This is a genomic window from Mesorhizobium sp. M0088 (assembly GCF_040322895.1).
GTDB lineage: Bacteria > Pseudomonadota > Alphaproteobacteria > Rhizobiales > Rhizobiaceae > Mesorhizobium.
Map to the genome: position 1 here is coordinate 229,374 of NZ_JAMYUI010000001.1, position 21,422 is coordinate 250,795.

Consider the following 21,422-nt stretch of genomic DNA (forward strand, 5'->3'; position numbering starts at 1 on the left):
CTGCAGCTGTACGCCTCGATTGTCCGTGCTAGCTTGGCACCGCCAACTCGAGGCCACGCATGAACCCCAGCCTGCTCCGCCTCATCCTCGCCTTGATGCTGGCGCCGTTTCTATGGACCGCGGCCGGCGCGCAAGCCATCAGCTTTCCGGAGCTCGGCAGCGCTCTGCCCGGCCGCACGGATGTCACCTATCTCGACCTCGCGAGGATGGTCATTCCGGATCTCGCTGCGGACAAGGACGGCTTCTATAGGGGTGGGTTGCCGATCGAGATGCGTCATATCGAGGGACCGGACGGCGGCGGTTCGCCGCCCGAGACTTCGGGCTTTTCCAATGCCGCGGTGCTCGCCATCAAGGCCGGCGGCAAGGATCGGCTGACCATGCTGTTCGACCTTGGCGATTCTCCCGACAGCGCCGAAGGCTATGCTGTGCTGGCGCTCTACGACATCACGGCCAAGCCGAAGCTGCTCGACGCCGTCAATGTCGCGCTCGACCGCGGCACCTATTTCCGCGAACCGGGCAAGCTTTCCGTCGGCGCCAACGATGACGTCCTCATCACCATGAGCGCGCATTTCAATTCGAGCCAGAACTATGTGATCACGCCGCTGATCATGATCCGCGACGACAAGTTCGAACCGATCGACATGATCTATACGTTCGATGAAAACCTGTGCGCCTACAGCCGCAAGCAAGATGTAGCTTTTCAGGGCATTGCCGATGGTCAGCCTTATGCCGCCATCAAGGTGACCGTGACCGACTCTACTGTGCTGAACGGCGAAAGCTGCGACGACACTCCGCCCAGACCAGAGTCCCACGAGATCTCCGTCACCTATCACTGGGACAAGAAGACATCGCGCTACACCAAGGATTCCGACGCGCTGGACAAATTGGCAGGAGAGAACGCCAATCGCTTCTGAACCAACCGCATTCGTTTGCCCGGTCAAATCGGGCAGGATAAAATCCGCTTAGCCACACCGCACATGATGGGGGAACTACCATGGACAAGGGCAAGATCTTTCGCGACCTGCATGCCTCGACCTTCGTCATGCCCAATCCCTGGGATATTGGCACGACGAAGCTGCTGGCCTCGTTCGGTTTCACGGCGCTGGCGACGACCAGCGCCGGCTTTGCTTTTTCACGCGGCCTGCCGGATGGCGCCGTGACCTTCGACCAGATGATCCACCATTGCCGCGAGGTGACGGCGGCGACCAGCCTGCCTGTCTCCGCCGACCTCGAGAAAGGCAAGGGCGACAGCGCCGAGCAGGCCGCCGAAACCATCTTCGCGGCGGAAGCGGCCGGTCTTGCCGGCTGCTCGATCGAGGACCACACCGGCGATCCGGACAAGCCGATCTATGATTTCGCGCACGCCGTCGAGCGCGTTGCGGCGGCGGCGGAGGCGGCGCGGGCGCTGAAGCGCGATTTCGTCTTCACGGCGCGGGCTGAGAATTTCCTGTGGGGCAAGTCCGACCTCGACGACACCATCAAGCGGCTGCAGGCCTTCGAGAAGGCCGGCGCCGACGTGCTCTATGCGCCCGGTATCGGCGACGTCGAGATGATCCGCACGCTCTGCTCGGCGGTCAACAAGCCGGTCAATGTCATGGCAAAGCCTGGCTTCACCATCGCCGACCTCGCCATGGCCGGCGTCAAGCGCATCTCGCTCGGGCCGTGGCTGACCAATTTCGCCTATGGCATGCTGGAAACGGCGGCGCGCGAGATCCAGCAGGACGGCACCTTCGGCTTCACCCGCGCCGCCATGCCGTTCGGCAAATTGCAAGCCCTCTTCGGCAAGTCTTCAGCTTGAACGGGGCCCATCGCATGACGCTTACCGTCGTCGATATGCATACCGGCGGCGAGCCGCTCAGGATCGTCACCGGCGGCTATCCCAGTGTCCCCAAGGGCACGATCCTGGAAAAGCGCGCCTATGTGCGCGACCATCTCGATCATCTCAGGAAGATCCTGATGTTCGAGCCGCGCGGCCATTACGACATGTATGGCGCCCTGCTGGTCGAACCCGACCTGCCCGGCGCCGACCTCGCCGTGCTGTTCATGCACAATGAGGGCTATTCGACGATGTGCGGCCACGCCATCGTCGCGCTCGGCCGCTACGCCGTAGATGAAGGATTGGTGGCGAAACAGGAACCAATCACGACAGTCAATATCGAGGCGCCGTGCGGGCTGGTCGTCGCCTCGGTCGAGGTCAGGGACGGCAAGGCCGGTGCGGTGGCGTTCGAAAGCGTGCCGGCGTTTCTGTTCGCCGGCGGGCAGACGATAGAGCTGGCGGGCCACGGCACGATCGGCTTCGACGTCGCCTATGGCGGCGCTTTCTACGCGCTGGCCGATTGTCACCAATTCGGGCTCGAATTCGGCAGAAGCCGGGTGCGCGATTTCGTCGATGCGGCAACCGCGCTGACGGACAGGCTCAAGGCTGAATTTCCGCTGTCGCATCCAGACCACGGCGACCTTGCCTTCCTCTACGGCACCATCCTGACCGATGGCCGCGACACGTTTTCCGCCGAGGTGACCAAAAACATCTGCGTCTTCGCCGAGGCCGAGGTCGACCGCTCGCCGACCGGCTCCGGCGTCACCGCAAGGCTGGCGGCCATGCATGCCAAGGGTGAGATCGCGATCGGGCAGACGCGCATGTTCGAGAGCATTGCCGGCTCGCGTTTTTCCGGAGCCGTGGTGCGGACGGCGAAGGCCGGCCCACACGAGGCCATCATCGCCCGCGTCGGCGGCCGCGCCTATTATAGTGGCAGGACGGAGTTTATCGTCGAAGCGGACGACGAGCTCGGACGCGGATTCCTGTTGCGCTGAAGAATGCTCAGCGGCGCGAGGAGCGAGCCACTTCCCGCACCGAGATCGCCTTGTGCAGATGCACCATCATGGCGGCGGCGAAGAGCGGCGTCAGCAGGTTGAGCAACGGCACGGCGAGGAAAGCCGCGATGAGCAACCCGGCGAGAAACACCGTGCCGGCATAGTGCCTGCGCAAGGCCCTGGCTTCATCTTCCCCGCGAAAGCGCATGGCGGCAAATTCGAAGAACTCGCGCCCGAGCAGATAGCCGTTGACGATGAAGAAAGCGGCTATGTTGACGCCCGGCACCAGGAGAAGCAGCAGCGCGACGATGTTGCCGAGAATGACGACGCCGAGGAATCGCGCCGACAGCACCAGCGAGCGCAGCGCAGGCATGGCGCGACCGGTCGGATCTCCGGGATAGTCGGTGCGCTCGACCACTTCGGCGATATCGTCCAGGAACAGGCCGGCGACAACAGCCGTCACCGGCGCGATGAGCAACGCCATGCCGAAGGCAAGCGCTATTGCGGCGATGATGCCGCCGAGCCAGCCGGCCCAGGACGGCATGCCAGGCAACAGCGTCTGCAGCCACGGCAACGCCAGCCACTCGACGAGGCTGGTCAAGCCGAACCACAGAGCCACCAGCGCCAGCAGTGTCAGACCCAATGTCTTGAGGAACACGGCCCGAAAGGGAGGCGAAAGCAGCTCGAGAGCGGCAGTGCGGGCAGCGTCGAAAATCACCTTGTCACCCCCCCGGTTAGCGGACGCCGCCTAGAAGGCGGATGCTTCCGAGATAGGCAGCGCAGCCCATGAGCACAAGCCGGCGGGTGTTTACCGTGCAAACGCCGGCTTGCGAACCGGTATGGTCATGGCAGCGACCCCGGCCACGACAAAACCCATGCCCAGCCATGCCGTCGAACCAAGGCTTTCGCCGAGGAAGAGAGCGCCGATGCCGACGCCGATCGGTACGCGCAGATAGGCCTGCGAGGTGGTGCCGACCGAACCCAACGTGTGGATGAGGCGGAAATAGATGACGAAGGCCAGTGCGGTGGAAAAGACCGACAGGCTGAGCAGGGCCAGGATCGACGCCGTTGATGGCGCCAGCGTCCATGGCTGGTCGAACACCAGACTGAGGGGCACGAGGATGACGGCGCCGCACAGCATCGAACCGGCGGCAGGCAGCATCGGATCGAGACCCTTGAAGCCGCGGCCGAAAATGGCGGCCCCGGCATAGCAGATTGTTGCCGCTACGATGGCCAACTGCGCCCACAATTCATGACCGAGACCACCCAGTGCCTGCGTGCCTATGATGAGACAGATGCCGGCAATGCCGGCGCCGACGCCAATCAGCTTGCGCACCGTGACCGGCTCGTGGCGGGTGATGAGCGCTGTCAAGAGGAAGGTGAAGATCGGCGAGGTCGCATTCAGGATGGTGGCGAGGCCGGCATCGACCGAACGTTCCGCCGCGGCGATCAGGGTGAACGGGATGACGCTGTTGAGGCAGGCCTGGAAGGCGAAGCGGCGCCAGCTTGCCGCATCGCCCGGCATGGCGAGCCCGCGCCAGCGGAGGATGGCAAACAAGATACCACCGGCAATCAGGGTGCGGGCGGCGATGAAGGTGACCGGCGGGATGGTTTCGACTCCGATCTTGATGAAGGTGTAGGAGGCGCCCCAGAGCACCGCCAGCACGACGAGCAGCGCAAGGTCGGTGGTCATGTCGTTCTTTGCAGGCTCGTTCTTTGTCGGCATGGCTCGCCTTCAAACGGGATCGGGTGAGCCATGCTTGTAGGCGGTCCGGCGATGAAATGCTTCGGCCACGGTCGAATTGTCATAGCGCCTCGCGGCTGATGCGCCTTTTGCCTGTTCCGCCAAAGTTGCGTGTCACGCCCTAGGCAAACCGGTTTCAAATCGCTAGACCCGCGCCGGGCCGGCGTGGCAAGAAGCCGGCTCGGGTTTTTGGCGGAGATTTTGATGCCGGATTATGACGTGCTTTGCATCGGCAATGCCATTGTCGACATCATCGCCCAGTGCGACGAGGAATTCCTCGAGACCAACGGCATCATCAAGGGCGCGATGAACCTCATCGACACACAACGCGCCGAACTGCTCTACAGCCGCATGGGTCCGGCGATCGAGGCGTCCGGCGGCAGCGCCGGCAACACGGCGGCCGGTGTCGCCAGCTTTGGGGGCCGCGCCGCCTTCTTCGGCAAGGTCTCCAACGATGCGCTGGGCGAAATCTACGCGCACGACATCCACGCGCAGGGCGTCGCCTTCGACACCACGCCGCTCAAGGGCGAGCCGCCGACGGCGCGCTCGATGATCTTCGTCACGCCCGACGGCGAGCGCTCGATGAACACCTATCTCGGCGCCTGCGTCGAGCTTGGCCCTGAGGATGTCGAAGCGGACAAGGCGTCTGGCGCCAAGGTGACCTATTTCGAAGGCTATCTGTGGGACCCGCCGCGCGCCAAGGAGGCAATCCGCCAGACGGCGAAGCTGGCGCACGCGGCAGGCCGAGAAGTGTCGATGACACTGTCGGATTCGTTCTGCGTCGACCGCTACCGCGACGAATTCCTTGAGCTGATGCGTTCGGGCACGGTCGACATCGTCTTTGCCAACAGCCACGAGATCAAGTCGCTCTACCAGACATCGTCGTTCGACGAGGCGCTGGCCCAGATCCGCAAGGATTGCCGGATCGCCGCCGTGACCCGCTCGGAAAAAGGCTCGGTGATCGTGCGCGGCGACGAGACCGTGGTCATCAAGGCGACCGCCATCAAGGAACTGGTCGACACGACGGGCGCCGGCGATCTCTATGCCGCCGGCTTCCTGCATGGCTACACGCAAGGCCGCGACCTGCAGACTTGCGGCGACCTTGGCTCACTGGCGGCCGGATTGGTGATCCAGCAGATCGGCCCCAGGCCACGGCAGAATCTGCGCCGCGAGGCTGAGCAGGCGGGGTTGCTGTAGAGAAAGCTCTTCCCTTCTCCCCCTGTGGGAGAAGGTGTCGCCGAAGGCGACGGATGAGGGGTGCTCCAGCTTGGCACTGACGGTACTCCGTCCAACACCCCTCAACCGTCTTGGCGCTGCGCGCCAATCCACCTTCTCCCACAGGGGGAGAAGGGAAGGCCGCCTCCGCTTCTCACCGTCGCGCGGCTGTCACACATCGCACCTACACGCAATCTGGCGCCCCGCGACTGACCTTTCGGGGCGCCAACAGCCAGTTGGGATGTCAAGAAATGCAAGACAGCGAGCTGTCGGGCCGCAGCATCTGTTGCCGCCGCGATTTCCGCTTTCCGCTCTAGAAGTCCAACAAACCGGCCGCATCCGTGGGAGGAGAGCGCGGCCCAGAAGACAGATGTATGAACAGATTTCAGATCCAGGGCCTCAAGCAGGACGACTTCGCCGAGATGGTCGCCGAAGACGTCGAACGCGCGCTTGCCCACTATGACGAGGCCATCAACAAGCCCACCATGGTCTCGGTCGGCAAAATCGCCGGCAGCATAGCGTCCGCCGTCACCTTGCTGTCACCGAAGCACCAGCGCGCTATCGACGCCATCCATGCCGACCTGCCCGGCCTGGCCTCGAAATTCGTGCGCGCGCTGGCGGCGGAAGCCGCGCGCCGCAGCGAAGCCGGTATAGCCGGCGTGATCAATCCGCCGGCGACCCCGTTGGTCGATGTCGAGCCTCCTTCGCTGCCAAAATCCGACGATCTCGAATCGATGCTGATCGAGGACTGGGCGGGCCGCGTCGCCGGCTCGACCTATCTGGAGGAAAATTTGCGTATCGCCCGCTCGACCCTGCACCGCTGGCAGCGGCGGGGCGAGGTCATCGCCTTGCGCAAGGGCGGCCGCAAACATGTCTTCCCGCTGGCGCAGTTCGTCGATGGACGGCCGGTTGCAGGCATTCGCGACGTGCTGTCGCTGATCACCAATCCAAGGCTCGCATGGCTGTGGCTGACGCGGCCCTCGGCGCAGCTCGACGGCCGCGTCCCAATCGACTTGCTGCGACAGGATCAGGTCGACGAGGTGATCGAAGCCGCGCGCGTATTCGCGCCGGGCTGAGTGCCTTCGTCCCAGGCGCTCGGATTTGAGGCCTTGTGTACGCCGCGCCTAGGCAGTCTTGCGGATCGGGTGGCGGGGCCTGGACGACGGCTGTTGCGGCGCCATTTCCTTGGCGGTGACCAGCCGGTTGCGGCCGCTCTTTTTTCCGATGTACATCAGCCGGTCGGCGAGCGCGATCAGCGCTTCGGAATCGGCGGCCTCCGCCGGATACATGGCCACGCCAACGGTGCAGCCGACCTGGATGGCGCCATTCGGGGTGGGAACCTTTATCCGCAACCGTTCCAGGATGCGTTCGGCGACGCGCACGGCTTTCTGCTGTGCCAGATCGGCGTCGCCCGAGAACAGGAAGGCGAACTCGTCACCGCCAAGCCGGGCGACGAAATCGGCACTGCGCAGGATCGAGCGAAGCTGGCTTGACACCCGCTGCAGCAGTGCATCGCCGGCCTCGTGGCCGAGCGTGTCGTTGACTTCCTTGAACCGGTCGAGATCGATGAACAGAAGACCCGCCGCCTCGCCGGTGACGCCGCAGCGGGCCACCACCGATTTGAGTTCGTCGTGGAAGGCGCGCCGGTTGGGCAAGTCGGTCAATGCGTCGTGGTTGGCCGAATGGTCGCTCTGCAGCTTCGCCAGTTCGATCTCGCGTTTTTGCGCCGAGAGCTCCTCGTTGGCGGTTTTCAGATCCAGCAGCAGCTGGGAATTGAGGTCTTCGACAACCTTGCGGTCGCTGATGTCGACGACGAAGCCTTCGAGGAATTCGAGTTCGCCGGCATCGTCCCAGACACCGCCGCCGATCTCGCGGACCCAGAGCGGTTCGCCGACCCGCGGCACGATGCGGTAGTCGACGTTCCAGTTGCAGCGCGCTTCGAGCGCGGCGTCGACGGCGGCATAGACCGAAGGCAGGTCATCCGGGTGGATGGCCGAGACATAGTCGCGCACGGCGTTGTGAATGAAATCGCTTGGCCGATAACCGCTGACGGTGAGAATGCCGTCGCTGATGTAGAGCATGGTGTAGGACGCATCGTTGCGGCAACGGTAGAGGTAGCCGTCCATGCGCCCGGTGATGCTGAGAAGCGCATCCAGGCGCTCGTCGTGATAGGCTCCCTGACCGACCATTGATGCCGGACTCGTATCGTGCTTCACGGCTGCAAATCCATGATTGTCACCACCCCAGTCTGTCCGAAATGCCGCTCTGGCACATCGACGACAGCTCCCTGGTATAACAACCGGATATTATCAATCTCTTATGGATCGCGGTGATCTACCCGCAAATTCGGCTTGAATCGCAGGATTCCTGCGATTGCAGACATCCAGGCAGGGGTGCGGCTAGCTAATCTCGCCAGGCATAGGCTGCTGCTAGAGAACACCACCGCCTGATGGGAGGAACGGTTCGAGAACGAAGGCCTAAAGGTCGACGCGAAATCCAGCCTAATCTTCCACCATCCGGGGCGGGCAGTCCGCGAAGCGGTCAATGACGGCGGCATGGCGTCGGTCGACAACCTCATGGCGCAGGACCTGCTGCCACTAGTTCGAGGTAACATCGGCGCGATTATTTGCGGGCCGAACAGAATCGTTGAGCGAAAAAGCGCAGGCGCGCGCCTGCGCTGGACCCACAGGAGTAGGCATTCAGGCGATAGGCAACGAACCCTGTGCTAGTTTGCGCCAATGATGGTGTAACGTGCTGGCGGGCGAATCTCGGGGGCAGATGCCGTGATTGACGACTTTGTTTATCCGACAGCCGAATCCCGGATGATTACGTTCCAGATCGGGGCAATCTGCGTGAACTGGTCTCAGATCGACGCGCATCTCGGCATGATCTTAGGAAAATACATAAAAGCGCCGTCGGCTCATTTAGATGTTGCAACTAGTATCCTCGATCTGTCCAGAAAGTGCGAACTGATAAAGGCACTGGCTTTTATCGTCGAAGATCGAAAATCATACGCCAAATTAGAAAAGGCATTGCATTTTCTTGACAACGATCTGAGACCGACTCGAAACCGCTACGTGCATGATTCCTATAGCTTCTTTACAGGGAAGAACACCAGAAAGATATTTAGGACTAAAGTGGTCGGCATTCAGAGCTTTAAGAAGGAGCTCTTTACGCGATCGGAGCAGCCGATCACGCAAGAAGAATTGACTACATTCAATTCAGACCTGGACATATTCAGCCAATACATTGTTGGTCACCTTATGGCCATGATACTTGAGCGCAGTAAACTCAAAGAGGATGCGATAAAGGCTTTTGATGAAGTCTCAAAGGAGGCCTACGGCAACTTAGCTGCCGTCATCAAGCGGTACAGGTCTCCGTCAACGCCTAAGCCAGACTAACATAATAAAGACCAGATAATAATTGACGAAGCAATTAGATCTAGTATTAATAGACAACGTGGCGGGTGCGCTCCGCAGGTGGTGAATCTGAGAAGCGCAACCGACCACTAACTACCTATAATGCGACCTTTTCGCATTGAACACCTCTCGATCTACCTGGCAAAGGTCCTTGAGAGTTAGCAGGCACCACCTGCCGTTACGCCCCGATTCGCAGTCGGGGCGTTCGCTTTTGGAGCGACCCCATAAAGATTCCAGATTGCCAGCCTTGAGTCAAGAAAAATTCATACCGTTACTTCATTCGTGCGCACGTTCTGTAGCTTATCTAATTATCTATTTGAACAACTGATGATAATCTAAATGATAATAGCGATATAATCATCGCTATCAATTCCACAATTAATTCCAGGCTTAATACCATTGTCATCTCCGGGGCAATTCCACGATAGAATACGCGATTAATTCCACGATTAATTCCGCAACTAATTCCGATCTATTTTTCGGCGATTTTGCGATCAAATTTTCCGAGGAAATCGGCCGTCACAGTGCGCCGCAAACACCTGCAAAAGGATTGGCGCAGTGCGGCGCAGAAAACTCGACAAAGACGTTTGCGGCTCATCGAACTCAGCGAAATGGCGCGCAATGCGCTCATCGACGGAGAAGCGCGCGAACACGATACGAGAAAAGTTGACGGTAAGGTTGCGCGCTCGACATCGTGGCGAATGGCGGCTGTTCACATCATACGCGGGCGTATAGTCGATTTCAGGGCTTTGCGCGACATGCGGCGCCCTCGCAACGCGCTTGTTGGGAGCGCGGAACGACCGGGCTGTAGGTGCTCTGGTCAATTATTGCAGGATCCGATAACTGTCTCCGCCAGCATGGGGAGAGTCAAAGTTGTCCTATTCAATTCGGCACCAAATATTTGTCAGTTCGACGTTTACTGACCTGATCGAGGAGCGTGCGGAAGTTATTCAGGCTCTATGGGAGCTGGACTGTATCCCAACTGGGATGGAGGCGTTCGTTGCATCCAATGAAAGCCAATGGAGTGTCATAAAGCGAGTCATCGACGAATGCGATTACTACGTTTTGATTATAGGTGGTCGTTATGGGTCCGTTGCTGACGAGGGCATCAGTTACACTGAGAAAGAGTATAGATACGCAAAGAAAATAGGGCTGCCGGTACTCGCTTTTGTTCATGGAAATCCGGACCAGATACCAGCCGGCAAGAGCGAAAAGGATGAGCAATTGCGCAGGAAGCTAGAAGTGTTCCGAGCCGAGGTAAAGAAGGATCATCCGGTTGGAATATGGGCAAGCGCCTCTGAACTCGGCGGTCTCGTTTCGCGGTCGCTCGTCCGCGAAATTAAGGTCAATCCGCGACCTGGATGGATCAGAAACGATGGCTCTTCTCCAGTTGCGCTACTGGAAACGATCAGCAAGCTGACCGAAGAAAATGCAAAGCTTCGAGAAGAGGTCCTTGCAAATAAACCCGGAGATGACGTTGACGACTCGCTAGCCTCTGGGAGCAACATGATTGTAGTTTATGGCATGAGGACGTTATTTGACAATTCTAGCTACTCAAGATCAGAAGATAGATGGCGAGCAAAAACCACATGGGACGAGCTATTTAAGGATATCGGCCCTGCCCTAATTAACGAAACGACAGAAGTCGATCTTCAAGAGATATTATCTCGGTTCAATGGATTGGTCTCTGTTCCGTCAGGTTACAGCGTAGTTGGCAATCCGAGCATAAATCTAGAGTCATGGAACGAAGTACTGATTCAATTCCGGGCTCTGGGTTTGATTGATCAGGGTATAAAAAAGCGCGGGGTAAATGACAAGGGAAGCTATTGGCGCATTACGGCCAAAGGCGACAAAGCGCTGGTTGGCCTTTTGGCTCAAAGAAAGCCGACCGATCCAAACAACCTCGCTGATATATTGGCATAAAGTCCGCCCATTGCCTCGCAATAGCGCCCTCCGTTGTCATACCCTACGCCTAAGGCAAGCTCCCTAGCTCCCATTCGTTCGTCGGATACAGAGCCAACCGTCGCCCTCTGCACACCATTCTATCCGATAGGGTACACTTTTTTGCCTTTCTTAGGTACCCGCCGTATACGCCGCTATCGCCGCCATGTTGACGATATCGCTGTCCTTGGCGTTCAGCGAAACAATCTGCACCGGCTTGTTCAGCCCGACCAGCAGCGGGCCGATCACGGTCGAGCCGCCGAGTTCCTGGAGCATCTTGGTCGAGATCGAGGCCGAGTGGAACGCCGGCATGATCAGCACATTGGCCGGGCCGGTCAGCCGGATAAACGGGTATTGCGCCATGGCGCGCGCGTTGAGCGCGACGTCGGCGGCCATTTCGCCGTCATATTCGAAATCGACGCGGCGCTTGTCGAGGATGCGCACCGCCTCCTGGACGCGTTCGGAGCGCTCGCCCTGTGGATGGCCGAAGGTGGAATAGGCGAGCATGGCAAGCCTCGGCTCATAGCCCATGCGGCGGGCGAAGCCCGCGGCCTCCTCGGCGATGTCGGCGATCTGCTCGGCGTTCGGCATGTCGTGCACGGCGGTGTCGGCGACCAGCACGGTCCTGCCTCGCGCCAGCACGATCGAGACGCCGATGACGCGGTGGCCGGGCTTGGCGTCGATGACGCGGCGGATGTCGTCGAGCGCGGTCGAATAGTTGCGGGTGACACCGGTGACGATGCCATCGGCATCACCCAGCGCCACCATGCAGGCGGCAAAATGGTTGCGGTCGTTGTTGATCAGGCGCTGGCAGTCGCGGAACAGGAAGCCTTTGCGCTGCATGCGCTCGTAGAGATAGTCGGTGTAGATGCCGTTGCGGCGCGACAGCCTTGCATTGATGATCTCGATGCCTTGCTTGTTGAGGTCGATGCCGGCGTGCTTGGCGTTCTCCTTGATGACGTCGTCGCGTCCGAGCAGGATGGCGGTGCCGAGCCGCTGGTTCACATAGGAGACGGCGGCACGCATGACCTGTTCCTCCTCGCCCTCGGCGAAGACGATGCGCTTGGGCTGGCGGCGCACGCGGTCGTAGATGCGCTGCAGGGTCGAAGCGATCGGGTCGCGGCGGGCCGACAGCTCCTGCGCGTAACGGTCGAGATCGAGGATCGGCTTGCGGGCGACGCCTGAATCCATCGCCGCCTTGGCGACCGCGATCGGAATGGCCGAGATCAGGCGCGGGTCGAACGGCACCGGGATGATGTAGTTGGGGCCGAATTTCGGCCGGTTGCCCTGGTAGGCAGCGGCTACATCGTCGGGCACATCCTGGCGCGCCAATGCCGCCAGCGCCTGCGCGGCGGCGATCTTCATGTCGTCATTGATGGTGGTTGCCCTGACATCCAGCGCGCCGCGGAAGATGTAGGGAAAGCCGAGCACGTTGTTGACCTGGTTGGAATAATCAGAACGCCCGGTGGCCATGATGGCGTCGGTGCGGATTTCGGCGACCTCCTCCGGCGTGATTTCCGGGTCGGGATTGGCCATGGCGAAGATGATCGGGTTCTTGGCCATCGACTGCACCATGGCGGTGGTCAGCGCGCCCTTGGCGGAGAGGCCGAGGAAGACGTCGGCGCCGTCGAGCGCCTCGGCGAGGCTGCGCGCCTCGGTCTTGACCGCATGCGCCGATTTCCACTGGTTCATGCCTTCGGTGCGGCCCTGGAAAACGACGCCCTTGGTGTCGCACAGGATGATGTTTTCCGGCGCAAAGCCCATCGCCTTCATCAACTCGATGCAGGCGATGCCGGCGGCGCCAGCGCCGTTGCAGACCATTTTTGTGGTCTTCATGTCGCGACCGGTGATCTCCAGCGCGTTGATCAGGCCGGCGGCCGAGATGATCGCGGTGCCGTGCTGGTCGTCGTGAAAGACGGGAATGTCCATCAATTCGCGCAGGCGCTGCTCGATGATGAAGCACTCCGGCGCCTTGATGTCCTCGAGGTTGATGCCGCCGAAAGAGGGCCCGAGGAACCGCACGCAGTTGATGAATTCGTCGGCGTCCTCGGTGTCGACCTCGAGGTCGATGGAATCGACATCGGCGAAGCGCTTGAACAGCACCGCCTTGCCCTCCATCACCGGCTTGGAGGCCAGCGCGCCGAGATTGCCGAGACCGAGGATGGCCGTGCCGTTGGAGATGACGGCGACCATGTTGCCGCGCGTCGTGTAGTCGAAGGCGCGCGAGGGGTCTTCGGCGATGGCTAGAACCGGAACCGCGACACCAGGCGAATAGGCGAGGCTGAGGTCGCGTTGCGTCGCCATCGGCTTGGTGGCGACGACCTCCAGCTTGCCCGGCCGCCCCATGGCGTGGAATTCGAGCGCTTCCTGCGCACTGACGGACGGACCGCTGTTCTCGGTTTTCCTGGCCATGATGTTCTTGATTTCCTCGCCGGTGCAGCACCTCCTTGAAGCGGGTGCTTTGTTTCGGTCCGAATTAAGACCACGCGCCGCCGCGTGTAAACCGCCAGTGCGCCGGAATCGCCGTCCGCATCGGCAATTGCGGACAAGCTGCCGTCCCGTCGTCCCCTGTTTTTCGAGGCGCTGGCATTAAACCGCATCATCACATCTGCTAGCGTGCCGCGCATGAACATGCACAGCCCGAACGAGCCAGACGCCCCCGAGGCGATGACGCCGGCGCCGACCGTCCATGCCGGTGCCACGCCGATGATCGAGCAATTTATCGAGATCAAGGCGGCGAACCCCGATTCGCTGCTGTTCTATCGCATGGGTGATTTCTACGAGCTGTTCTTCGACGATGCCGAGAAGGCGAGCCGGGCGCTCGGCATCGTGCTGACCAAGCGCGGCAAGTATCAAGGGCTCGACATCCCGATGTGCGGGGTGCCGGTGCATGCCGCCGACGACTATCTGCAGAAGCTGATCGGCCAGGGTTTCCGCGTCGCCGTCTGTGAACAGATCGAGGATCCGGCCGAGGCCAAGAAACGCGGCGGCAAATCGGTGGTGCGCCGCGACGTCGTGCGGCTGGTGACACCGGGCACCATCACCGAGGACAAATTGCTGGCCCCCTCGGAATCGAGCTTCCTGATGGCACTGGGGCGGGTGAAAGGCGGAGCGGACCACTCCTTCGCGCTGGCCTGGATCGACATCTCGACCGGCGCCTTCCGCGTCACCGACACCACCGCCGACCGGCTGCTGGCCGACATCTTCCGAGTCGATCCGCGCGAGCTGATCGTCGCCGAGCCGGTGTTCCACGATCCGGAGTTGAAGCCGGTGTTCGAGGTGCTCGGCCGCGTCGCCAGCCCGCAGCCGCCGTCGCTGTTTGATTCGGCATCGGCCACGGGACGCATCGCCCGCTTCTTCGATGTGGCGACGCCGGATAGCTTTGGCGCCTTTTCGCGCGCCGAACTGTCGGCGATCTCCGGCGCCATCGCCTATGTCGAGAAGACGCAGAAGGCCGAGCGCCCGCCGCTGTCGCGGCCCGAGCGCGAAGAGCAGGGCTCGACCCTGTTCATCGATCCGGCGACACGGGGCAATCTGGAACTGCTGCGCACGCTGTCGGGCAGCCGCGAAGGGTCGCTGTTCAAGGCGATCGACCGCACGGTGACCGGCGGCGGCGCAAGGCTGCTCGCCGACCGGCTGATGGCGCCGCTGACCGATCCGGCTGCGATCGGCGCCAGGCTGGATTCGGTGTCGTTCTTCCGCTCCGAGACGCGGCTCTGCCAGGCGGTGCGGTCGAGTCTGAAGAGCGTCGCCGACATGCCGCGCGCGCTGTCCAGGCTGGCGCTCAACCGGGGTGGGCCGCGCGACCTTGGCGCGCTGCGCGCCGGCTTCGAGGCGGCAGGCGCGATCGCCGAAATCTTTGCCGCGACCGCCCTGCCCCCGGAAATCGCGGCGGCATTGGCCGCCATCCATGCGCTGCCCCAGGCGCTGGCCCAGCATCTGACGCAGGCGCTTGGCGATGACCTGCCGCTGCTCAAGCGCGATGGCGGCTTCTTGCGCGGCGGCTACCATGCCGATCTCGACGAGATGCGGGCGCTGCGCGACGAATCGCGAAAGGTGATCGCCGGGCTGGAGCGCTCGCTGATCGACGAGACCGGCATCCGCTCGCTGAAAATCCGGCACAACAATGTGCTTGGCTACTATATCGAGGTGACCGCCAACCATCATGCGGTGATGACCGGCAGCGATGGCGCCAAGGCGCGCTTCATCCACCGCCAGACCATGGCCAACGCCATGCGCTTCACCACAACCGAGCTCGCCGAACTCGAGACCAAGATCGCCAATGCCGCAGACCGGGCGCTCAGCATCGAGCTTGCCGCCTTCGACGCGCTGACGATGGAAGCGGTCGGTGAAGCGGAGAATATCCGCGCCGGCGCGGATGCGCTGGCCGTGCTCGACGTCTCGGCGGCGCTCGCGCTGCTTTCGGAGAGCGAAGCCTGGTGCCGGCCGGTGGTGGATTCCAGCCTTGCCTTCGAGATTGCGGGCGGGCGGCATCCGGTGGTCGAACAGGCCTTGCGCCGTTCGGGCGAAGGCCCGTTCGTTGCCAATGATTGCGACCTGTCGCCGGAGGGCAGCGCCAAGAACGGCGCGATCTGGCTCCTGACCGGCCCGAACATGGGCGGCAAATCGACGTTCCTGCGGCAGAACGCACTGATCGCCATCCTGGCCCAGACCGGCTCCTTCGTGCCGGCGACATCGGCCCATATCGGCGTCGTCGACCGGCTGTTCTCGCGGGTCGGCGCCTCGGACGATCTGGCGCGCGGCCGCTCGACCTTTATGGTCGAGATGGTCGAGACGGCGGCGATCCTCAACCAGGCTGGTGAACGCGCGCTGGTGATCCTCGACGAGATCGGCCGCGGCACCGCCACTTTCGATGGCCTGTCGATCGCGTGGGCGGCCGTGGAATATCTGCATGAGAAGAACCGCTGCCGGGCGATCTTCGCTACTCACTTTCACGAAATGACCTCGCTGGCCGGCAAGCTGGCGCGGCTCTCCAACGTGACCATGCGGGTCAAGGAATGGGAAAACGACGTCGTCTTCCTGCACGAGGTCGGCAAGGGGGCCGCCGACCGCTCCTACGGCGTGCAGGTGGCACGGCTGGCCGGCCTGCCGGAAGCGGTGGTCCACCGGGCCAAGGAAGTGCTGCACCAGCTTGAGGAAGGTGAGGTTTCGGGCAAGACGAACCGGCTGGTGGACGATTTGCCGCTGTTTTCGGTGGCGGTGAAGCGGGAAGCACTGAGGCCGCCCAAAAGCGATGCGCTGGGGGCGGCGCTCGGCGAGATCAATCCCGACGAGATGACGCCGCGCGAGGCACTGGAAGCGCTCTACCGGCTGAAGGGGCTGGCGGGGACATAGTCAGATCATCTCCAACCCGCGCTTGCGCGCTGGTGGCGGGAAGGCGCGGTCGAGATCGGCGATGTCCTGCGGCGTCAGCTTGATGTCGAGCGCCGCGATGTTCTGGCGGACATGCTCCCGGCTGCTGGCCTTCGGGATGGCGATGATGCCCTCCTGATGCACCACCCAGGCCAGGGCGATCTGCGCGGAGGTCGCATCGTGGCGAGCGGCGACCGCGTCGAGCCTGGCATTGCGCGCCAACGCGCCCTGCTCAACCGGCGAATAGGCCATCAGCGGAATGTTGCGCTGCCGGCTCCAGGGCGCCAGGTCGAATTCGAGGCCGCGCCGGACCAGATTGTAAAGCACCTGGTTGGTCTGGACATTGCCGCCATCGGGCACGCCAATCAGCTCTTCCATCTCGTTGGTGTCGAAATTGCTGACGCCCCAGTGGCGGATCTTGCCGGCCTTTTTCAAGGTCTCGAAAGCCGCGACCGTTTCGGTCAGAGGCACGCTGCCGGGCCAATGCAAGAGATAGAGGTCGATGCGGTCGGTGCGCAGGCGTTTCAGGCTGTTTTCGCAGGCGCGCTGCACGCCCGCGCGTGAAGCGTTCGACGGTAGAACTTTCGAGACCAGGAAGGTCTCGTCGCGGCGCCCGGCAATGGCTTCGGCCACCACCTCCTCGGCGCCGCCGCTGGCATACATTTCGGCGGTGTCGATCAACGTGATGCCGAGGTCGAGGCCGAGCTTCAGAGCATTCACCTCATCGGCGCGGCGACTGATATCCTCGCCCATCTTCCATGTGCCCTGGCCAAGCACCTGAACGGCTTCGCCTGAGGGCAGTTTGGTGGTTCTGATGGTCGACGGCATTGCGGGCTCCATTTGGGCCGATCGCATCACAGGCTGGACGAGAAATCCAGAGGCGCTCTCGCCGCGCTGGCGATGGCTGAAGACTTACTTCACCGGATGGGCGGCGAGCCAGGCCTGCATCTGCTTGATCTCGGCTTCCTGCGCGGCGATGACGCCTTCGGCGAGCTTGCGGATTTCCGGGTCCTTGCCATTGGCAAGTTCGACCTTGGCCATGTCGATCGCACCCTGATGGTGCGGGATCATGCCTCTGACGAAATCGACGTCGGCATTGCCGGTATAGTCGGACGCCATCATGTCGGCATGCATCTTGTCCATCGCCGCCTTGTAGCCTTCGGTCGAAGGGCTGGTCGCATCCGCCGCCATAGCGCCCATGTCGTGTTTCATCTCTTCGCTTTGCGCCGGAACGCTTTCGAGGAAGACGGCAACCAGCATTCCGGCCGCCATCAGCAGCAGCACGAGTTTTTTGGCGAAGGTCATTCATGGTCTCCTGTTGGATGGGTTTCGTATTTGGGGGCTTGGATCAGAGTTTCAATGTTCTCAGCCGCAACGCGTTTGCGATCACCGACACCGAAGACAGACTCATCGCCGCGGCCGCCAGCATCGGCGACAGAAGCGTGCCGGTGAGCGGATAGAGCACGCCGGCGGCGACCGGCACGCCAAGCACATTGTAGAGGAAGGCGAAGAACAGGTTCTGGCGGATGTTGCGGATCGTCGCCTGGGCCAGCGTGCGGGCGCGCACGATACCGTTGAGGTCGCCCTTGACCAGAGTGATACCGGCGCTTTCGACGGCGACATCGGCGCCGGTGCCCATGGCGATGCCGACATCGGCGGCGGCAAGGGCCGGTGCGTCATTGACGCCGTCGCCGGCCATGGCAACGCCGGCGCCCTTTGCGCGCAGTTCCTCGACAAGGGCTGCCTTCTGTTCCGGCAGCAGGCCGGCGCGGACCTCGTCGATGCCGAGGCTTCTGGCGATCGCGTTGGCCGTGCGTTCATTGTCGCCGGTTGCCATGATGATCCGCAAGCCGCTTTCATGCAGCGCCTTGATCGCCTCGGCCGTCGTTGCCTTGATAGGGTCGGCGACGGCGACGATGCCGGCCAGTTTTTTGTCGACAGCGACGAACATCGCCGTCTTGCCTTCGAGTTGCAACGCCTCGGCCTTGGCCGAGATGGATGCGATGTCGACGCCAAGGTCCGCCATCATCGCGGCATTGCCGAGCGCGACCGTCTTTCCCGAGACCGAACCGGACACGCCCTTGCCGGTGACCGCCTCGAAGGCGCTGGCCTCGGCAACGGTCACGCCGCGCGTAGCGGCGCCGTCGACGATGGCTTCAGCCAGAGGATGCTCCGACCCCTTCTCCAGACCGGCGGCAAGCGCCAGCAATTCCTCCTCAGAAAAACCGTTTGCCGCAACGACATCGGTCAGCTTCGGCCGGCCTTCGGTCAGCGTCCCCGTCTTGTCGACGATCAGCGTGTCGACGGAAGCGAAGCGTTCGAGTGCTGCGGCCTCCTTAATCAGCACACCGGCATGCGCTCCGCGCCCGGTGGCGGTCATGATCGACATCGGCGTGGCAAGGCCGAGCGCACAGGGGCAAGCGATAATCAGCACCGACACCGCCGAGACGATGGCAAAGATCAGGCTGGGCTCGGGTCCAAACACGGCCCAGGCGGTGAAAGCGACAATCGCGACAAGGACGACGGCCGGGACAAAGTAGAAAGAAACGCGATCGGCCAACCCTTGAATCGGGGCGCGCGAGCGCTGCGCCTTGGCGACGAGCTCGACGATGCGCGCCAGCGTCGTCTCGGCGCCAACCTTCTCAGCGCGCATGATCAGCGCACCATTCTTGTTGAGCGTGCCGCCGGTCAGCGCATCGCCCTCGACCTTCTCGACCGGCAACGGCTCGCCCGTGATCATCGATTCGTCGATCGAGGATCGCCCTTCCAGCACCGTGCCATCGACCGGCACGGCGTCACCGGGGCGTATGCGCAGGCGATCGCCGGCTTTGACGGCATCGAGCGGCACATCGCTTTCGGAACCGTCGGCGGCGATCAGCCGCGCGGTCTTCGGCGCGAGATCAAGCAAGGCGCGGATTGCCGAGCCGGTCTTTTCACGGGCGCGGAGCTCCAGCACCTGACCAAGGAAGACCAGCGCAACGATGACGGCGGCAGCCTCGAAATAGACGGGCACCGCACCGCCATGGCCGCGGAACTGATGCGGGAAAATGTCCGGAAACAGCGTGGCGACGACGCTGTAGAGATAGGCAGCGCCAACGCCGAGCGAGATCAGGGTCCACATGTTGGGGCTGCGGTTGACCAGCGAGTCCCAGCCGCGGTGGAAGAAGGGAAAGGCGGCCCAAAGCACCACCGGACTTGCCAGGACCAGTTCGATCCAGACCTTTGTCCGGTCCTCGACCAGGCCTTCAAACATCAAGCCGATCATGGGCGCCATTGCGATGATCAGAAGGGGGACCGAAAGGACAGCGCTCACCCAAAACCGCCTGGTGAAATCGACCAGCTCGGGATTTGGCCCTTCATCGCCCGTCGGCACGCCCATCGGCTCCAGCGCCATGCCACAGATCGGGCAGGATCCTGGCTTGTCGCGGATGATTTCGGGATGCATCGGGCAGGTGTATTGCGTGCCTTTGGGCATCGGCTGCGGTGCCGGCCTGTCGCCGAGATATTTTTGCGGCTCCGCCTCGAATTTCGCTTGGCAGGCGGCCGAGCAGAAGTAAAAGCCCTGGCCTTCGTGGCGGGCAAAGTGCCTGGCTGTCGCGCGATCGACGCTCATACCGCAGACCGGATCGGTGGCCGTCAGGAATTTTTCCGGCTCGGCGACGAATTTCGTGCGGCAGCCCTGGCTGCAGAAATGATAGGGATGGCCATCATGCTCGGTCGTCGGCTTGCCGGCGACCGGATCGACAGTCATGCCGCAGACCGGATCGCGGACGACGCTCTTCGTGGTGGGCACGGCGCCTTTTGTCGAGCAGCAGCTACTATGCGCGTGATGATCGTGATCGGAATGCGTCATTCGAAAATGCCTTGATTTATCGGCGTGTGACGTGGAGATAGGGCTTCCAGTAACTGGAAGGTCAAGGGCTGTTTCGACTTTTCTTCTCCGGTCCACGGCGCGTCCATCCTCCCCCAGAAAAAGTCTCACGCGGCAACACCACGCCTGCTAGAGAGCGAGCGTCCCGGGGGTGAGATTTTCTTTGGCAATGAAGCGTCTGGTCATCAATCTCGATCGGTCTCCCGATCGCCTTGCCCGTGTGACGGCGGAGTTTGCCCGCATCGGCGTCCCGTTCGAACGCGTTCAGGCCATCGACGCACGGGATCGGCCGGACCTGGACCAGCTGCCGCAAAATGTCGGATATCGGAACAGGCTGCCATTGACTGACGGCGAGATCGCCTGCCTGCTCAGTCACCGGGCCTGCTGGGCCGCCATAGCGCAAGGCGACGCTCGCTACGGGGCAATCTTCGAGGACGACATCGTCTTTGCCGCGAAAGCCGGCGCATTGCTTCGCGACAGCAACTGGATTCCAGCCGATGCCGAAGTCGTCAAGCTCGAAAGCTATTTTTGCAAGACCGTGATCCGACGCAAGCGCATTGACATCGGTCACGGCTTTTCCACATCCAAACTCGACGCTGGACATATAGGAACCGCCGGCTACATCATCTCCAGGCAAACCGCGCTCGACCTGATCAAGGCCACCGAGGAGATCGGCATCGCTGTCGACGACCTTGTCTTCAACCCCGAGTTTTCGGTTTTGCGAGGCGAGACAATCTATCAGCTTGTTCCTGCGCTCTGCGCGCAAGATCAGTTCCTTGGCGACAGGGCGCTCCAATTGCCAAGCCTGCTCAGGGAAAAGCGGGATATCCAGTGCGCCGCCGGGACCGGGAAACGCAGAAAGACAGCCATAGCGAAGGTCAAAGCCGAGGCTCGGCGGATAGGCAAGCGCATTGTCGATTTCTGTCGACTGAAGCGGAGAATGGTTATTCCATTTACTTATCCGAGCCAAAGCTCAACCGGGCCTTGAACCGGCTTTCAACGCCCCATACCCAGCGCCACGAAAACGCGCTATAGACGCCGCCGAACG

17 protein-coding genes are annotated in these 21,422 nt (G+C 62.0%); 9 read left to right on the forward strand and 8 right to left on the reverse strand.

Annotated features, from left to right (window positions below; genetic code table 11):
* The first annotated feature begins 59 nt into the window (after positions 1-59).
* From NKJ67_RS01060 to NKJ67_RS01070, 3 genes are all read left to right on the forward strand, one after another.
* Entirely contained in the window at positions 60-914 is an 855-nt protein-coding gene (locus tag NKJ67_RS01060; RefSeq protein ID WP_127266630.1) for a hypothetical protein, read from the forward strand.
* A gap of 80 nt (positions 915-994) precedes the next feature.
* Complete coding sequence (locus NKJ67_RS01065; protein WP_292133651.1) at positions 995-1,798, forward strand: isocitrate lyase/PEP mutase family protein; 804 nt, start codon at positions 995-997, stop codon at positions 1,796-1,798.
* Between the two features lie 14 nt (positions 1,799-1,812).
* Entirely contained in the window at positions 1,813-2,811 is a 999-nt protein-coding gene (locus NKJ67_RS01070; RefSeq protein ID WP_352580159.1) for a proline racemase family protein, read from the forward strand.
* A 7-nt stretch (positions 2,812-2,818) separates the two neighbouring features.
* Here the strand turns inward: NKJ67_RS01070 and NKJ67_RS01075 are convergent, their stop codons facing one another.
* Positions 2,819-3,529 carry a sulfate transporter family protein gene (locus NKJ67_RS01075; RefSeq protein ID WP_352580160.1) on the reverse strand — a complete coding sequence of 237 codons (711 nt, stop codon included), beginning with the start codon at positions 3,527-3,529 and terminating at the stop codon, positions 2,819-2,821.
* Between the two features lie 90 nt (positions 3,530-3,619).
* Entirely contained in the window at positions 3,620-4,537 is a 918-nt protein-coding gene (locus NKJ67_RS01080) for a DMT family transporter (RefSeq protein ID WP_352580161.1), read from the reverse strand.
* A gap of 222 nt (positions 4,538-4,759) precedes the next feature.
* Between NKJ67_RS01080 and NKJ67_RS01085 the strand changes: the two genes are divergently transcribed.
* Positions 4,760-5,752, forward strand: a complete 993-nt coding sequence (locus tag NKJ67_RS01085; protein ID WP_013528052.1) for an adenosine kinase — start codon at positions 4,760-4,762, stop codon at positions 5,750-5,752.
* Positions 5,753-6,144: 392 nt separating this feature from the next.
* Positions 6,145-6,846: an antitoxin Xre/MbcA/ParS-like domain-containing protein gene (locus NKJ67_RS01090; protein ID WP_352580162.1), complete on the forward strand. Its 702-nt coding sequence runs from the start codon at positions 6,145-6,147 to the stop codon at positions 6,844-6,846.
* Positions 6,847-6,894: 48 nt separating this feature from the next.
* On the opposite strand, the gene NKJ67_RS01095 is transcribed toward NKJ67_RS01090, so the two are convergent.
* Positions 6,895-7,959, reverse strand: coding sequence for a diguanylate cyclase domain-containing protein (locus tag NKJ67_RS01095; protein ID WP_352580163.1), 1,065 nt, complete (start codon positions 7,957-7,959; stop codon positions 6,895-6,897).
* A gap of 594 nt (positions 7,960-8,553) precedes the next feature.
* Between NKJ67_RS01095 and NKJ67_RS01100 the strand changes: the two genes are divergently transcribed.
* Entirely contained in the window at positions 8,554-9,171 is a 618-nt protein-coding gene (locus NKJ67_RS01100) for a hypothetical protein (RefSeq protein ID WP_352580164.1), read from the forward strand.
* Positions 9,172-9,683: 512 nt separating this feature from the next.
* On the opposite strand, the gene NKJ67_RS01105 is transcribed toward NKJ67_RS01100, so the two are convergent.
* Entirely contained in the window at positions 9,684-10,013 is a 330-nt protein-coding gene (locus NKJ67_RS01105) for a hypothetical protein (protein ID WP_352580165.1), read from the reverse strand.
* Between the two features lie 49 nt (positions 10,014-10,062).
* On the opposite strand from NKJ67_RS01105, the gene NKJ67_RS01110 reads away from it, so the two are divergent.
* Positions 10,063-11,112, forward strand: coding sequence for a DUF4062 domain-containing protein (locus tag NKJ67_RS01110; RefSeq protein ID WP_352580166.1), 1,050 nt, complete (start codon positions 10,063-10,065; stop codon positions 11,110-11,112).
* 150 nt (positions 11,113-11,262) lie between these two features.
* On the opposite strand, the gene NKJ67_RS01115 is transcribed toward NKJ67_RS01110, so the two are convergent.
* Complete coding sequence (locus NKJ67_RS01115) at positions 11,263-13,542, reverse strand: NADP-dependent malic enzyme (RefSeq protein WP_352580167.1); 2,280 nt, start codon at positions 13,540-13,542, stop codon at positions 11,263-11,265.
* 213 nt (positions 13,543-13,755) lie between these two features.
* On the opposite strand from NKJ67_RS01115, the gene mutS reads away from it, so the two are divergent.
* A complete protein-coding gene (gene mutS, locus NKJ67_RS01120) occupies positions 13,756-16,485 on the forward strand; it encodes a DNA mismatch repair protein MutS (protein WP_352580168.1) in 2,730 nt (909 codons plus the stop codon).
* Here the strand turns inward: mutS and NKJ67_RS01125 are convergent, their stop codons facing one another.
* The 3 genes from NKJ67_RS01125 to NKJ67_RS01135 form a co-directional block, all read right to left on the reverse strand.
* Positions 16,486-17,331, reverse strand: coding sequence for an aldo/keto reductase (locus NKJ67_RS01125; protein ID WP_352580169.1), 846 nt, complete (start codon positions 17,329-17,331; stop codon positions 16,486-16,488). It lies immediately after the preceding gene.
* An 84-nt stretch (positions 17,332-17,415) separates the two neighbouring features.
* On the reverse strand, positions 17,416-17,808 hold the full coding sequence (gene copM, locus NKJ67_RS01130) for a CopM family metallochaperone (RefSeq protein WP_127321683.1): 393 nt from the start codon (positions 17,806-17,808) through the stop codon (positions 17,416-17,418).
* Positions 17,809-17,851: 43 nt separating this feature from the next.
* Complete coding sequence (locus NKJ67_RS01135; protein ID WP_352580170.1) at positions 17,852-20,356, reverse strand: heavy metal translocating P-type ATPase; 2,505 nt, start codon at positions 20,354-20,356, stop codon at positions 17,852-17,854.
* 187 nt (positions 20,357-20,543) lie between these two features.
* Between NKJ67_RS01135 and NKJ67_RS01140 the strand changes: the two genes are divergently transcribed.
* The gene (locus NKJ67_RS01140; protein WP_352580330.1) at positions 20,544-21,362 is read left to right on the forward strand and encodes a glycosyltransferase family 25 protein; all 819 of its coding nucleotides are present in this window, start codon (positions 20,544-20,546) and stop codon (positions 21,360-21,362) included.
* Positions 21,363-21,422 lie beyond the last annotated feature (60 nt).